This is a genomic window from Lactobacillus selangorensis (assembly GCF_001437205.1).
GTDB classification, from domain to species: Bacteria; Bacillota; Bacilli; order Lactobacillales; family Lactobacillaceae; genus Paralactobacillus; species Paralactobacillus selangorensis.
Genome location: NZ_JQAZ01000005.1, coordinates 99,742 through 113,623 on the forward strand (window position 1 = coordinate 99,742; position 13,882 = coordinate 113,623).

Consider the following 13,882-nt stretch of genomic DNA (forward strand, 5'->3'; position numbering starts at 1 on the left):
GAGCATCAAAAAATCACCGTCAAGACGGTGATTTTAACGTTCTTTTAATTGTTTCAAATGTTTGCGGCGCTGTTCGCCGGTATTGAACCAGACCCAGCCGAAGTTGATAACGACTAGGATGGCCGTTGTAATGAAGACCATATTGTAATTAAACACGGCCGCAACCACCGAACCGAGTAACGAGCCCAAGACGGTTCCGATATACTGAAACGACTGATTCCACGAAAAAATCCGGCCGGTGACCGAATGCGGAATATTCTGGGTGATGATTGCCTGCACTGAAGGCAGCATCGAGGCATTGGCAATCCCGATGCAAAAGCGCAGGAAAATCAGCTGCCAGACGTTCGTCACAAACGCCATTGGCACATAGAAGATGATTGCCAAAATGAACCCTAGCGATAAAATCAATTCAGTCCCGATGTGATCACCCAAATCGCCTAACCGTGAAGCAGCCAGCACCGTCGCCAATCCTGGTGCAGCGGCGACAATTCCAGCATAGAAGCTGACCATCGACGAATGATGCATAATCTGGCTGACATAGAGCGAAATAATCGGCGAAATCGAATAGTTGCCGGCCTGAATAATCAACGTCGTAATGAACATCGCCAAAATTAAACGGGGATGTTTAATTGTCCTGATGACTTCCTTAGTCGACTTCATATCCTGCCGTTTTACCGGTGCAAAATCTTCTTTTACTTCAAATAAAACAATGAAGAACACAATCAGAATCAAAAAACCGGTAATGAAGAACACCGGCCGATAACCGACGAATTGCGCTAAAGCACCGCCAATCAACGGTCCAAACAGCATTCCGCCAACTGTCCCCGTCTGCAAAGTTCCTAAGGCTTTGCCGCTTTGCCGAGCCGGCACTTGGGTAGCAATCAAAGCTTGGGCATTGGAAACAAATCCTGACACGAGTCCTTCTAAAGCCCGCAAGCCAATCAATTCCCAAACGTTAGTCACTAAACCCATCAGTGCAATGATGATGCCCATGCCTAATGAGGCCCGCAATAGCATCGGTTTGCGGCCGGTACGATCAGCCAGCGTGCCCCACATTGGTGAAACGATTGCTGAAACGACATAAGTTGCTCCGAAGGCGAGTCCACTGTAAATACTCAGCATTCCCTTCGAATAATGCCCTAAATCACGAATATATAAGGACAGGAACGGCATGATCTCGCTGAAGGCAAGCCCAAAAAGGAAAGTTCCAAACCACAAAACACGCAGATTGCGTTTCCACTGTTCCTGATCCGGTTGCTTGTTGTTAGCTGAATCCAAACAATCGCACTTCTTTCTAATCAATAAATTGATACACAAATTATTAGTATAGCACTTTGGTAAATCGTTAGCGACCTAACAATGGCCGTCTACCAAAACAATCCCAATCAAAAAGGCGTGCGGCTCTGCCTGGAGCTGCACGCCTTTTCCAAATCATTTTAATAAAAACTAGGCTTGCGCCAATTAGTTCCTGGCTCGCCTAAGCCAAGGCTCTCACGATGGTAGTCTTGCTTGCCATCCAGCAGGTCTGTGACGAATTGGGCCACCGCTTCACGAGTGATTTGAGCATCAACGAATGGTTCGCCCTTCTTGGTAACCTCAACTTTGGTATTGCCCGTCCGATTATACAACCAAGTAATCCGCAGAAGGACATAGTCGAGGTCGCTGTTTTCGACGATCGCTGCGGCTTTCGGCAAGTCGCCCTGCCAGACTAAACCAGTATTGTCCCGATACCATTGTTGGAACGGACCAGTGACTTCCTGATAAATATCAGGAATGCTCAAGGCGATAAACCGTTTAACACCAGCGTCATCTAATGTCTTCACTAATGGGCCCATAATGTCAGAACCGGCAACGAAGGCGATGAAGACGGCATCGACACCGGCCAAATTGGCTTTAATCTTATCTGTTTCTTCAAACGTCCCATCGACTAAAGTGACCCGATCACGCTGCTGGTCCGCTAAACGAGAAGTCACATTGCGGCCGTACAACACTAAATCAAATTTCGTTTGTGCCAGAACATCAGCAGTCACCATTCGGCCGATTTGCCCAGCAGCACCTAAAATCATCACTTTCATGGCAATTCCTCCTTAAAGTCCGTTGTACCAATCTGCAATCCGTTGTTGCGCATGGGCGGCTTCGCCAGCGGCCATGCCAAGACCGGCCTTAACCGTCATCTGCCCAGCAGCCTTGGCAAAATCGGCCTCATACGCGCCTGGGGTGCCAGCATCCGTATAAAATGGTGCAATCGTCACGGTACTGTTCTGATGGGCCTGCAAAAAGGCCAGCACCGGCGTCGATGGTGCCCCATTCCAAACTGGACCGCCAACTAAAATCAGATCATATGCCGCCAAATCCGGCTGTGTTCCGACTAGTTTCGGCAACTGACCGGACGCAAGCTGCTGTTTGGCTTCATCTGAAGTAGCAAACATGTCCGCAGAGAAAGTCCCTGCCGGCACTTCAAGCCGTTGCAGCGCACCATTTGAAACGGTCTGAATTTCTTGAGCGAGCCGTTCGGTCCCACCTGTTTTTGAATAATAAACAATCAATGTTTTTTGTGCCATTTGATGGCCTCCTTATTTGTTCATTTTTAGAATAAACCTTGGAGCGCACACCAAGGCAAGCTAAATTCCTTTTTATTTTTAATCGTCGGCATGCACATCAAAGGCATTGAGCAGCATTTCTTCATTGCCGGGTGCATCGGGATCATACGAGCCCTTGCCGGTATCGAGCTGGCGCAATTGCTTCATTTCGGCGGGTGTCAGCTTAAAGTCGAAGATTTCACGGTTGCTCTTGATACGAGCGGCATGAACTGACTTAGGAAAGACGATGATGCCTTCCTGATTCTCAAACCGGAGGATGACCTGCCCAGCATCCTTGCCGTACTTCGCAGCAATCTTCTGAATCGCCGGTTCATTCAGCAAATCATGATTACCCTGGCCAAGCGGTGCCCATGCTTCGAGCTTCACATTGCCATCGGCTAATAACTGCCGTAATTCCTGCTGCTGGAAATAGGGGTTGAATTGAACTTGGTTGACGGCCGGCAATGTGTCAAACTGTGGAATCGATTGTTTCCAGTACTTCGGTGTCATGTTGGAGACCCCAATCGAACGAATCTTGCCGGCATCCCGTGCTTCTTCCATCGCCTTCCAAGCACCAACAACATCACCATATGGCTGGTGCAGCAAGTACAAGTCGATGTAATCAATGTCTAATTTCTGCAATGAACGGTCGATTGCCTTTTTGGCGGGTTCATACCCATAATCCTGCAGCCACAGTTTGCTGGTCACCCAAATCTGGTCACGTGGAATGCCGCTGTCACGGACAGCTTTGCCGACTTCGGCTTCATTAAAGTAAGCCGTCGCCGTATCGATATGGCGATAACCATCTTTTAAGGCTTCGCTGACAGCCGTGTAAGTCGACCCGTCGGCGGGAATTTGAAAAGTCCCAAAGCCCATTGCCGGAATATTGTTGCCATCATTTAATTGAATCATTGGTGTTTCTGTCATGTTAATCAAGCTCCTTTGTATCTGCATCTTGTAATTGTTTCAAACTCGAACCGAAAATTTGTTCAATCGTAACAGGATCACGATGGTCAAAGAATTGACTTTGCTTTTGATCCAGTTGAGCGATCTGTTGCATGTCGGCCGCTGACAACTCGAAATCGAACACATCGATATTTTCCGCCATCCGCGTTTGGTGAACAGACTTCGGAATCACGGTAATGCCCCGCTGCAGCAACCAGCGTAAAATAACTTGGCCCGTCGACTTGCCGTATTTGGCCCCGATAGTCTTTAAAACCTCATTGCCGAAAATCCCTTTTTTGCCTTCTGCGAATGGGGCCCAAGCTTCAACTCGGACGTCCTGATTTTGGTTGAATTCGACTTCGGCCGTCTGCTGATACCATGGGTTAACTTCGATTTGGTTAACGGCCGGTTTGACAGACATCGTCAATTCCAAATTTTTTAATTGATCGGCATAGAAGTTGGAGACCCCAATGGCACGGATTTTGCCGGCTTTCTGTGCCTCTTCCAAAGCCCGCCAAGCCCCCATTACATCCCCATACGGCTGGTGCAATAAATACAGGTCCATGTAATCGAGTCCTAATTTTTCTAAAGAAGCATCGATACCCTGCTTCGCCCGGTCATAAGTAAAATCGGAGACCCATAATTTCGACGTGATGAATAAATCATCGCGTTTGAGGCCGCTCTTCTTAATGGCTTGACCAACGGCAGCTTCATTTTGATAAGCAGCGGCCGTATCGATCAAACGATAGCCGGTTTGCAAAGCAGCTGTCACAGCTGCTTCACATTCAGCGGCGTCGGGAATCTGAAAGACTCCGAAACCTAATTGCGGCATTTCAACGCCATTATTTAATTTGATTGTTGGTACATTTGGCATCATTACTTTCCTCCTGTTGACTTGATGATGGGTTCATTATGCACACGTTTTTGCGTTTTGAAAATAACTTGTTTGGTATGCTAGTATACATTTTTTGTATGCTCTCATCGTGTTGCCAAGCATCAAGGGGTATTTGGTCAGTCTTTTTGTGAATCGGCCCTCATTTCAGTTTGAACGTGCAGCACATGATAAAGCGTACTTAACACGCTGCCTGTGGAATCTGCTGCTCATTTGCCATTATGAACAACCTCGCCTTCCTGATTTGCCCCTAGTACAGCAGCAAGTGGATAAAGACATAAAACACTTATCTTTTATGCTAAAGTATACCTAAAAACGATAGAAGGCTTCTCAATGAATATTCGTGTTTTGCGTTATTTTCTGGCTATCGCCGAATTGCGAACAATCTCCGGTGCAGCTCGTTTTCTCCATGTTTCGCAGCCGACCTTGTCGAAGCAGATCAGCGACCTGGAACAAGAACTGGGCGTCAAATTATTTACTCGTGGCCATCGGGAAATCACGTTGACGCAGGAAGGTCGTTATTTGCAGGCTCGGGCCAAAGAAATCATTCAACTTGTCGATAAAACGACCGACACTTTGCAAAGCGATCACGATCTCATCAGCGGCGAATTGGACATCGGTGCCGGCGAAAGCATCGGCATGGAACGAATCTTAAAAACCGTCAGCGGTATTCAGCGTGATTATCCTGGCGTCAAAATTCACTTGCACAGCGGCGATGCGGCCGAAGTCGAAGACCAGCTCGATGCCGGCGTTCTCGACTACGGCGTCATCATCGGCAAGCGGCAGTTAAATCGCTACGCCACTTTAAAACTGCCTGAATTTGATCGCTGGGGGATTGTCCTGCCAGCTGATGATCCACTTGCCCAAAAAGAAACACTCCAACCGGACGACTTGCGGCACAAACCGCTAATTGTCTCTGAACAGGCGGCCCATCGGCATCGTTTTGCCGACTGGTGGCGGAATCAGGCCAGCGACATTCGCATCATCGGGACCTATAACCTCTTATTTAATGCGACCATTTTAGTTCGCAATCATAGTTGTTATGCCGTCGCCCTCGAAAACTTAATCGTCAATCGGGATAACGCCCACCTTGCCTTTCGCCGGTTCAGTCCCGAACTGACCGAACCGATTACCTTAATTTGGAAAAATGCCAATACCCCGTCGCCAGTCGCCCGACTCTTCTTGCAACGGTTGCAGGCCAGTCTCGCCACATCCGAAGAAAAATAGTTTTTAGTTATATCTGACAATCAAAAATAGGTATTTCACATTCTTGCGAATTGAATTTATGCTAGAAGCATCAAATCGCAAGGAGGTCGTTTCATGGCAGCAATTCAATCCAATACAGAACATCAGCGCAAGATCATCGCTCAGAACCAGCGCTTGATTCAGCATTTAAATACGGACCTGCATTCGCCCGAAGAAATCAACCAGCTGGTCAGCGAGGTCGTCGGTTATCGAATCGATGCTTCAACTGAGATCCGGCTGCCGTTTTATACGGATTACGGCCGCAATATCAAACTCGGCAAACACATTTTTATCAATAGCAATGTCATGATGGTCGATCTCGGCGGCATTACGATTGATGATGAAGCACTGATTGGACCCGGCGCTTATTTAGTGTCCGTCAACCATCAAAATGAACCGGCCCAGCGTCATAATCTCGATGTCCGGCCGGTCCATATTAAACGCAATGCTTGGATTGGTGCTCGTGCAATCATCCTGCCGGGCGTGACTGTCGGTGAAAATGCAATCGTCGGTGCCGGTGCTATTGTCACCAAAAATGTGGCCGCCAATACCGTCGTCGTCGGTTCGCCGGCTCATTTTCTCCGTCATGTTTAAAAAAGGCTTGCCTTAAAGTCAGCTTCAAGGTTTATACTATTTTTGCATTTTTAAGATAGAAAGAAGATTACTCATTGACAGATTATAACAACCAATTTTTCGAAGGCGAACGTTCCTTATTCGCTGAACACGACGCCAATATCGTCAACACGACATTCGGCAACGGTGAATCCCCATTAAAGGAAAGCCGCAACATTACCTTGACCGATTCCATTTTCAAGTGGAAGTACCCATTGTGGTACAGCAAGCACGTTCATGTCGACCATTCGATTTTTGAAACGATGTCGCGTTCCGGCATCTGGTACACCGATGATATTGATATTAAAAACAGTACGCTGCAGGCCCCGAAATTATTCCGGCGGGCCCATCAGATTACCTTGACCAACGATCATTTCTCCGATGCCGAAGAAACACTGTGGAATTGTTCCGACATTCACATCGACAATGTCCAGGCGACGGGCGATTACTTCGGCATGAACAGTGAGAACATTTATGTCGATCACCTCAATCTCGTCGGCAATTATGTCTTCGATGGCGCCAAAAACGTCGAAGTCCATAACTCGACGTTCGTTTCTAAAGATGCGTTCTGGAACTGCGATAATGTCACGGTTTATGATTCGACCATCAATGGTGAATATTTAGCTTGGAACACCAAGAACTTAACCTTAATCAACTGTACCATCGAAAGTGAACAAGGGTTATGCTACATCGACCATCTGACAATGAAAAACTGCCAGCTGCTCAACCCGATCTGACGTTTGAATACTGCAGCGATATCGATGCCGAAATTACGACCCCTGTTGTCAGCATCAAGAATCCGATCAGCGGTACAATTCGAGTCGACCATGTCGCTCAAATCATCTTGGACCCCGACAAGATTGATCCCAAGCAAACCCAAATTATTCCGAATACGCAAAATGAGGCGACTGCTTAATGTATGATTTTGAAACGATTCCGAATCGGCGCAACACCGATTCGATCAAATGGGATATCAAACCCGACGAACTCCCGATGTGGATCGCCGACATGGACTTCAAAACGGCCCCTGAGATTACGACGGCCATGCAGAAAAAAGTCAGTCAAGGAATCTTCGGTTACGAAGCACCCGGCCAGGATTATTTTGATGCCGTAGCCGACTGGTACGCCACTGAACATCATGCCCGGCCGCAAACCGATTGGATGATCTTCACAACAGGTGTCGTGCCGGCCATTTCGGCGATTGTCCGCCGGATTTCCCATATCGGCGACAATGTCGTCGTTCAAGCGCCGGTTTACAATATTTTCTACAACTCAATCCGCAACAACGGCCGGCATATTTTATCAAATGACTTGCTTTACGATGAAAAAACGCTGACTTATGCGATTGATTGGGACGATCTGGAACATAAACTGGCCGAACCGCTGACCACCTTAATGATTCTCTGCAATCCCCATAATCCAATCGGCAAAGTCTGGACCAAAGATGAACTGATTCGTTTAGCCACGTTGTGCAAAGACAATCACGTGACGCTTTTAAGCGATGAAATTCATGGCGATTTGGTCCTGCGTGGCCATGACTACACGCCGTTGTTCTCGTTGCCAGCCGACTTGATTCAGAACATCATTACTTTGGTTTCACCTAGCAAGACGTTTAACGTCGCCGCGCTGCATGCCGCCACTGCGATCGTGCCGAATTCTGATTTACGGGCGTCCGTTAATCGGGGTCTGAATACCGATGAAGTCGCCGAACCGAATTTATTGGCAATTCCAGGCACAATTGCCGCCTACACCCAGGGCCATGACTGGCTGGCTGCTTTGAAGCAGCAGCTCGTTGCCAATGAAAAAATGGTAACTGATTTTGTAGCCGCCAACATTCCAGCCATCAAAGTCGTCCCATCCGCCGCCACTTATTTAATGTGGCTCGATTGCCACAATGTCAGTGATAACAGCGAAAAACTGGCAGATTTCATCCGTCAGAAAACCGGTTTGTACCTGAATGCCGGTGGTGAATACGGCGGCGATGGTCATGATTTTCTGCGCATGAATATTGCCTGTCCAGCTTCCATGGTCCAAGATGGACTCGAACGGCTCCAGAAAGGGATTGCTGCCTATCAAAAATAGGCACACAAAAAGCCGCCAGCTATCCTGACGACTTCAGTTGCCGCTTTATCCTAAAACATTTTTGGTCGCTTCGGCCAGGTTTTCGATGACCTGTTCACCGGCTGCTTGACTAGAGCTGCCGTACGTCAAAACGGCGATCGTATAACCATCCGCATTGATTGCGCCGACATGGCCGATGCTATTAACGATCCATTTGCCGCTGTCATCGCTGAGCCAGCCGTTTTTCAGCTGGTAGTTGGTGGATCCGGCTGAAATTCCCCATTGCTGGTCGCTTTCGGTCGTGTTCATCAGCTGCATCGCATAACTGCGTTCGCTCTTGGTCAGGTAATTATTGGCCCCATAGAAAATGGTATTTAATAACTTGACTTGGTCGGCCGCCGTCGTGGTGGTCAGCCCCCATGACTCCAAATTAGCCTTCGTATTGTTCATATTCAGCGCCGAATAAGTGGCATCGTTGCCGTCATAGCCGCCTAAATCATTATTCAGCAGATCGGTACAAGCATCATTATCGCTGTTTTCAATCATCGTCTGTAATTCTGATTTTTCGGTCGTGGTCAACGTAGTGCCGTTCTTCTTGGCCTTATGCAACACGGCGGTCAGGACGGATGCCTTAACGATGCTGGCGGTATCAAACGTATCGCTATCACTCTGTTTGACGGTATACGTGTATGTCTTATTCGTTTTCGGCGAATAAACAGCAATGTCGACGTCAAGACCGGACACATTGGCAAGCACATTCTTCCACGCCGACTGCAGTGCTTGATTGGTCGCATCGTTCGTCGTATTGCTCAGCTTTTGCGTCGTCGCTGTTTTGCTGGTTGCCTGGGTCGATTGGCTAGTTGCCGTTGCACTCGAAGAGGCTGCTGCTTCATTGCTGCTGTCAGAGGCATTGACAAAGTGGAAACACAGGACGATCATTCCGATTACTAAAGCGGCGACGGTAAGGACATGGACTATTCTTTTACGCATTTAAAAACTTCTTTTCTGATTTAGATTGTTAAAACTGGATTTTAGAGGAGCTACCTTAAAAGTACCTTTAAAACGTGAAGATTCAGTGACGCAATCGCAATCATTTTAAGCTGTTTTTGAAATCAATATGCGCTGTAAAGCGCGCCAAACCGGCATTCTAATCTTGATGTTGGGTAACTCGGCACACTTATTAAGATTTTTATAAGCCTAATTATTTGACAATTTTTATTTTTGATGAAATTTGTGTTTGACTTGAAGTCTGCTTTAAGTGGTATTGTAAAAACGGTATCATAACAATATCAAGTTGTTTGGAGGCGATTCACAATCGATAATATCAAACGCAAAGCACAGCACCTGCCCTATCACTATGACGACCCGAAATTAATCGGCGACCAGACACAATACTTAGATTTGGTCTACCAGTTCAACCAGCTGCGGCCATCGCAAACGGCTGAAAAAGAAGCGCTGCTGCACAAAATGTTTGCCGAAGTCGGACCGCAGACACACATCGAAGCACCGTTCCATGCCAATTGGGGCGGGCATGACGTTCATTTAGGCGCCCATGTCTATTGCAATTTCAATATGACGATGGTCGACGATGCCCCGATTTATATCGGCGATGATTGTATGTTCGGTCCCAATGTCGTCATTGCGACATCTGGTCATCCTGTTTTGCCCGTACTGCGCAAACACGGTTATGTCTATAACTTCCCTGTTACCATTGGCAACAACGTCTGGGTCGGTGCTGGGGTTCAAATCCTGCCTGGCGTCACCATCGGCGAAAATACCGTCATCGGTGCCGGCAGTGTTGTCACCCACGATATTCCTGCCAATGTCGTTGCCTTCGGGTCGCCTTGCAAAGTGGCACGCCCCATCGGTGACAAAGACAAAGAATATTATTTTAAGAACCATCGCTTAGATGTTTCTGACTAACAAAAAGGCGTTTTGCTCGCCGGCTCCATGCCGGCATGTTAATCTGAAACTGATCAATTTGATTATAAAAAAGGAGTGTTTCTTGTATGAAAACAGCTATTTTTGAAAAAGCCGGCCAAGTCGGCATTAAAGATGTCCCCATGCCTAAAATTGAAAAAGATGATGACGTCATCATCAAAGTTGTCCGGACCTGTGTCTGCGGTTCCGACCTCTGGGCTTACCGTGGTTTAGACAATGCCCCAGAAAATTCTGAAAACTCCGGCCACGAAGCTATCGGGGTCGTCACCGAAGTCGGTTCCGCCATCACAACTGTTGTGCCTGGTGATTTTGTCATTGCACCATTTACCCATGGCTGCGGCTATTGTGCTGCTTGCCGGGCCGGATTTGACGGTATTTGCCAAAGTCACACCGACAATTTCAGTACCGGCGACCAAGCCGAATACATCCGTTTCCAGCATGGCGAATGGGCTTTAATCAAAATTCCCGGCAAACCAGAAGACTACAGTGACGGCATGCTCAATTCCTTATTGACCTTAGCCGATGTCATGGCGACCGGCTATCATGCCGCCCGTGTTTCCAATGTCCATGAAGGCAGTACCGTTGCCGTCATCGGTGATGGTGCCGTTGGTCTCTGCGGTGTCATTGCAGCCCAGATGCGGGGTGCCAAGCGCATTATCATGATGAGCCACCATGAAGATCGTGCCCAAATGGCCCGTGAATTCGGTGCCACCGATATCGTGGCTGAACGTGGCGACGATGCCGTTGCGAAGGTCAAGGAATTGACTAATAACGCCGGTGTTGATGCTGTGCTCGAATGTGTCGGTTCTGAATCTTCCAACGACGAAGCCATGAAGATGGTCCGTCCTGGTGCCATCATCGGCCGTGTCGGCTTGCCGCATGAACCGAAGATGGATATGGCACAGTCCTTCTATAACAACACCATTATTGCTGGCGGCCCTGCCTCTGTCACCACTTATGACAAGAACGTCTTATTAAAGGCTGTCTTAGATGGCGACATCCACCCTGGCAAGGTCTTCACAAAACGTTTCAGTCTTGATAACATCGATGCTGCTTACAAGTCTATGGCTAACCGTGAAGCCATCAAGGCACTGGTCATCCCTGAAGACTAATTTCACGCAATCTATTCAAAAAACGCCGACAAATTTGCCGGCGTTTTTTGTATACGCACTTAAAACCAAAATGTGCATTGACACATTCCATCAGCATTCGCATACTGAAGATAGTTGTTTTACATAAGGAGGATATCCATTTGACTTGGCTCATTATTATTGTTGCTTCTGTTTTGGCTGCACTAGTGCAAGGATTGACTGGTTTCGGTTCCGTAATCATTATGATGATTTTCTTTCCAGCCATTTTTCCGATCAGTCGGGCGGCCGGAATTGCTGGCACGATTATGTTTACCAGTGTGCTGACCCTGACACTCCGTTACCACCATTACTTTAAGCTAAAACGAGTATTGCCGCCGTTTATCGTCTATGCCGCCGTTGCCACTTGGTCGGTCCATTTGAGCAATGTGCTCGACACCCGTGTCTTGCGGCTGATGCTCGGTGCACTCTTGGTTGTTTTGAGCCTCTACTTCATTTTCTCAAAAAGTGCCGGACGTGCGAAATATCCTTGGTACATTGCCCTTTTGTTCATGGTCATCTCCGGCTTCTTTAACGGACTCTTTGGAATCGGCGGTCCGTTGATGGCCCTCTACTTCCTGTCATTATCCGACTCGATGGGCGATTATCTCGGTAATATTCAGGGTTTCTTCCTAATCGATGCCTTTTACATCACCAGCGTCCGTGTCGCCAACGGCATTTTAGGGACGATTGACATCCCGTATATCATCGTCGGGATGATTGCGGCCATATTCGGGACCATCATTGCCACTCACTTGTCAGAGCGCTGGGACCTGCAGACCATTAAGCCTTGGATCTACGCCTTTATCGGCCTCAGCGGCATTTATTATTTATTTTTCTAAAAAAGGCTTGACATGGAACGCGTTCCATCGTTTACGCTTGCTTTGTTAAAGAACAACGTAAGGATGGTGAGCCTCATGACACAGCTCGTTTTAGATCAAACCAAATTATTCGCACCAGTTGCTGGCCAAGTAACCTCGTTAGATAAAGCACCCGATACCGATCTCCGTCACAAACGAATGCGAATCGGTTTTGCGATCGAGCCGACGGACAGTATGATTTACAGTCCCGTTGACGGGGTCGTGACCTCAACCTTCCCGACCCGCCATGCGATCGGCATTACGAGTGGTGCGTTACAGCTGCTGGTCTATTTCGGAATCGACACGATCGATCTGAATGGCGAGCCATTTGAAAATTTTGTTCATGTCGGCGATACAGTGACTCCGGAAACGGCAATTGCTGCAATGGACCTCGCCGCCATCGAAATGGCCGGCAAGCAAACGACCGTAACTGTTTTGTTGTACGATACGGATATTCAATTACAATCTTATCAACTCTTAACCAAACACCGAGTTGCGGCGGGCACGTTAACCGCCGAAATTATCACCCGCTAACTAAAAAAACGACTAGCGCCGCAATGGGCCTAGTCGTTTTTATGTGTTGCAAATTCGGGATTGGCGCTGCGGACCTGGTCGGGAAAATGTCGTTTTAAAGTCTGAAACGCCTGTGTCACTTCTGCTGGGATTGCGACGTGTGCTAAATAGCCTTTACCACGTGGTCCGTAACCCGTCGGTGTATCCGCTAGACGTGGAATCTCGCCCATTAACAAAGTGAGGTACTGCGAAACTGGCCACATTCCGGCCACCTGATGGTCGTAGCCAGTCAGATGGTCGTTGACCTGCACCTGATAGGCCGCATAATTGATAATCCGAACCTGCGGCGCATATTTGGCGAGTGTCGCCGCCATCCGCCGCTGCATCGTCGCATCTTGACATAGCAGGATACTGTTAAATTCGATTTGATGTGCCTTCAATAACGCCAGTAAATTGGTAATATTGTTGCCGCAATTTGTCGATTCGCACTCCAGTAAATCGACCTGCAATCCATCACGGCGTTTCAAATAGGCGGCAAATAATTCTGCTTCGGACATTCCTGCTACTTTTAAGTCTGGATACAGTTGCTGAATCTGTTTCCGTAAAGCGGCCGTCGTGTGACCATGACCACCGACAATCACATATTTCTTGGCTAGGTGCTGGCGAATGCCTTCAGCCAGAACACGCTCGCCCGCCAAAATACTGCCACCGAATAAGACCATCACATCCACTTGCTGCAGGCCATAACGCTCCTGTAACGCCGTTATGGTCAGTGTTGGCACATCACGCACACCGCAAAAGGCGCCTAACCGATTAACGGCTGTACTCAGTTCACTCATCTAAATCCCTCCGTTTTGAGTTTAGTATACGCTTAAATCAGCTGAAAATGCCGCAACGCCGACACAATTCCATGCTGATCGAAGGCACTTGTCACGTAATTCGCATATTTTTTGACACGCTCAGTGGCATTGCCCAATGCGATAACCGCTGAAACGCGTTCCACGTCAAGCCTGAATTGCTAAAAAATATTTCAAATACGCGTTCTAGAAATCAGTCCGGCAGACTCCTATAATAAACTTATTCACACTGTGAACAATTTGTCATTCG

The 13,882-nt window shown here is 47.8% G+C and carries 15 protein-coding genes and 1 pseudogene; 8 read left to right on the forward strand and 8 right to left on the reverse strand.

Annotation, left to right across the window (positions count from 1 at the left end; genetic code table 11):
* Nucleotides 1–33 precede the first annotated feature (33 nt).
* From IV40_RS07590 to IV40_RS07610, 5 genes are all read right to left on the reverse strand, one after another.
* Nucleotides 34–1,278, reverse strand: a complete 1,245-nt coding sequence (locus tag IV40_RS07590; protein ID WP_057770148.1) for a multidrug efflux MFS transporter — start codon at nt 1,276–1,278, stop codon at nt 34–36.
* Between the two features lie 158 nt (nt 1,279–1,436).
* On the reverse strand, nt 1,437–2,075 hold the full coding sequence (locus tag IV40_RS07595; RefSeq protein WP_057770150.1) for an NAD(P)H-binding protein: 639 nt from the start codon (nt 2,073–2,075) through the stop codon (nt 1,437–1,439).
* A gap of 12 nt (nt 2,076–2,087) precedes the next feature.
* Nucleotides 2,088–2,561 carry a flavodoxin gene (locus IV40_RS07600; RefSeq protein WP_057770153.1) on the reverse strand — a complete coding sequence of 158 codons (474 nt, stop codon included), beginning with the start codon at nt 2,559–2,561 and terminating at the stop codon, nt 2,088–2,090.
* 78 nt (nt 2,562–2,639) lie between these two features.
* Nucleotides 2,640–3,506 (reverse strand): aldo/keto reductase, encoded by an 867-nt coding sequence (locus IV40_RS07605; protein WP_057770154.1) that lies wholly within the window; start codon nt 3,504–3,506, stop codon nt 2,640–2,642.
* A gap of 1 nt (nt 3,507) precedes the next feature.
* Nucleotides 3,508–4,398, reverse strand: a complete 891-nt coding sequence (locus IV40_RS07610) for an aldo/keto reductase (RefSeq protein ID WP_057770317.1) — start codon at nt 4,396–4,398, stop codon at nt 3,508–3,510.
* A gap of 351 nt (nt 4,399–4,749) precedes the next feature.
* Between IV40_RS07610 and IV40_RS07615 the strand changes: the two genes are divergently transcribed.
* The 4 genes and pseudogenes from IV40_RS07615 to IV40_RS07630 all read left to right on the forward strand — a co-directional run bounded on the left by IV40_RS07615 (nt 4,750) and on the right by IV40_RS07630 (nt 8,355).
* Nucleotides 4,750–5,643 carry a LysR family transcriptional regulator gene (locus tag IV40_RS07615; RefSeq protein WP_057770156.1) on the forward strand — a complete coding sequence of 298 codons (894 nt, stop codon included), beginning with the start codon at nt 4,750–4,752 and terminating at the stop codon, nt 5,641–5,643.
* 93 nt (nt 5,644–5,736) lie between these two features.
* Nucleotides 5,737–6,255 carry a DapH/DapD/GlmU-related protein gene (locus IV40_RS07620; protein ID WP_057770158.1) on the forward strand — a complete coding sequence of 173 codons (519 nt, stop codon included), beginning with the start codon at nt 5,737–5,739 and terminating at the stop codon, nt 6,253–6,255.
* Nucleotides 6,256–6,329: 74 nt separating this feature from the next.
* Nucleotides 6,330–7,189 (forward strand): annotated as a pseudogene (locus IV40_RS07625) (DUF3737 family protein).
* Nucleotides 7,189–8,355, forward strand: a complete 1,167-nt coding sequence (locus IV40_RS07630) for a MalY/PatB family protein (RefSeq protein WP_057770160.1) — start codon at nt 7,189–7,191, stop codon at nt 8,353–8,355. The pseudogene IV40_RS07625 and the gene IV40_RS07630 overlap by 1 nt, the downstream one beginning before the upstream one ends.
* Before the next feature lie 45 nt (nt 8,356–8,400).
* Here the strand turns inward: IV40_RS07630 and IV40_RS07635 are convergent, their stop codons facing one another.
* Nucleotides 8,401–9,324 carry a serine hydrolase gene (locus tag IV40_RS07635; RefSeq protein ID WP_057770161.1) on the reverse strand — a complete coding sequence of 308 codons (924 nt, stop codon included), beginning with the start codon at nt 9,322–9,324 and terminating at the stop codon, nt 8,401–8,403.
* A 324-nt stretch (nt 9,325–9,648) separates the two neighbouring features.
* Here IV40_RS07635 and IV40_RS07640 point away from each other — a divergent pair, with 324 nt between their 5' ends.
* The 4 genes from IV40_RS07640 to IV40_RS07655 all read left to right on the forward strand — a co-directional run bounded on the left by IV40_RS07640 (nt 9,649) and on the right by IV40_RS07655 (nt 12,796).
* A complete protein-coding gene (locus IV40_RS07640) occupies nt 9,649–10,257 on the forward strand; it encodes a sugar O-acetyltransferase (protein WP_057770163.1) in 609 nt (202 codons plus the stop codon).
* An 86-nt stretch (nt 10,258–10,343) separates the two neighbouring features.
* On the forward strand, nt 10,344–11,387 hold the full coding sequence (locus tag IV40_RS07645) for a zinc-binding dehydrogenase (RefSeq protein ID WP_057770165.1): 1,044 nt from the start codon (nt 10,344–10,346) through the stop codon (nt 11,385–11,387).
* 140 nt (nt 11,388–11,527) lie between these two features.
* Complete coding sequence (locus IV40_RS07650; protein ID WP_057770167.1) at nt 11,528–12,244, forward strand: sulfite exporter TauE/SafE family protein; 717 nt, start codon at nt 11,528–11,530, stop codon at nt 12,242–12,244.
* Nucleotides 12,245–12,319: 75 nt separating this feature from the next.
* Complete coding sequence (locus IV40_RS07655) at nt 12,320–12,796, forward strand: PTS sugar transporter subunit IIA (protein ID WP_057770169.1); 477 nt, start codon at nt 12,320–12,322, stop codon at nt 12,794–12,796.
* Between the two features lie 29 nt (nt 12,797–12,825).
* Here IV40_RS07655 and IV40_RS07660 read toward each other — a convergent pair whose 3' ends face one another.
* Both IV40_RS07660 and IV40_RS10765 read right to left on the reverse strand, forming a co-directional pair.
* Nucleotides 12,826–13,614 (reverse strand): YdcF family protein, encoded by a 789-nt coding sequence (locus IV40_RS07660; RefSeq protein WP_057770171.1) that lies wholly within the window; start codon nt 13,612–13,614, stop codon nt 12,826–12,828.
* 32 nt (nt 13,615–13,646) lie between these two features.
* Nucleotides 13,647–13,778, reverse strand: coding sequence for an HAD hydrolase family protein (locus IV40_RS10765; RefSeq protein WP_156404260.1), 132 nt, complete (start codon nt 13,776–13,778; stop codon nt 13,647–13,649).
* Nucleotides 13,779–13,882 lie beyond the last annotated feature (104 nt).

Excerpts from the sequence above, each read along its gene's own strand:
- IV40_RS07615 (WP_057770156.1), top strand. The coding sequence starts at position 4,750 with ATGAATATTCGTGTTTTGCGTTATTTTCTGGCTATCGCCGAATTGCGA.
- IV40_RS07610 (WP_057770317.1), bottom strand. The coding sequence starts at position 4,398 with ATGCCAAATGTACCAACAATCAAATTAAATAATGGCGTTGAAATGCCG.
- IV40_RS07645 (WP_057770165.1), top strand. The coding sequence starts at position 10,344 with ATGAAAACAGCTATTTTTGAAAAAGCCGGCCAAGTCGGCATTAAAGAT.
- IV40_RS07600 (WP_057770153.1), bottom strand. The coding sequence starts at position 2,561 with ATGGCACAAAAAACATTGATTGTTTATTATTCAAAAACAGGTGGGACC.
- IV40_RS07595 (WP_057770150.1), bottom strand. The coding sequence starts at position 2,075 with ATGAAAGTGATGATTTTAGGTGCTGCTGGGCAAATCGGCCGAATGGTG.
- IV40_RS07630 (WP_057770160.1), top strand. The coding sequence starts at position 7,189 with ATGTATGATTTTGAAACGATTCCGAATCGGCGCAACACCGATTCGATC.
- IV40_RS07605 (WP_057770154.1), bottom strand. The coding sequence starts at position 3,506 with ATGACAGAAACACCAATGATTCAATTAAATGATGGCAACAATATTCCG.
- IV40_RS07620 (WP_057770158.1), top strand. The coding sequence starts at position 5,737 with ATGGCAGCAATTCAATCCAATACAGAACATCAGCGCAAGATCATCGCT.
- IV40_RS07655 (WP_057770169.1), top strand. The coding sequence starts at position 12,320 with ATGACACAGCTCGTTTTAGATCAAACCAAATTATTCGCACCAGTTGCT.
- IV40_RS07660 (WP_057770171.1), bottom strand. The coding sequence starts at position 13,614 with ATGAGTGAACTGAGTACAGCCGTTAATCGGTTAGGCGCCTTTTGCGGT.
- IV40_RS07635 (WP_057770161.1), bottom strand. The coding sequence starts at position 9,324 with ATGCGTAAAAGAATAGTCCATGTCCTTACCGTCGCCGCTTTAGTAATC.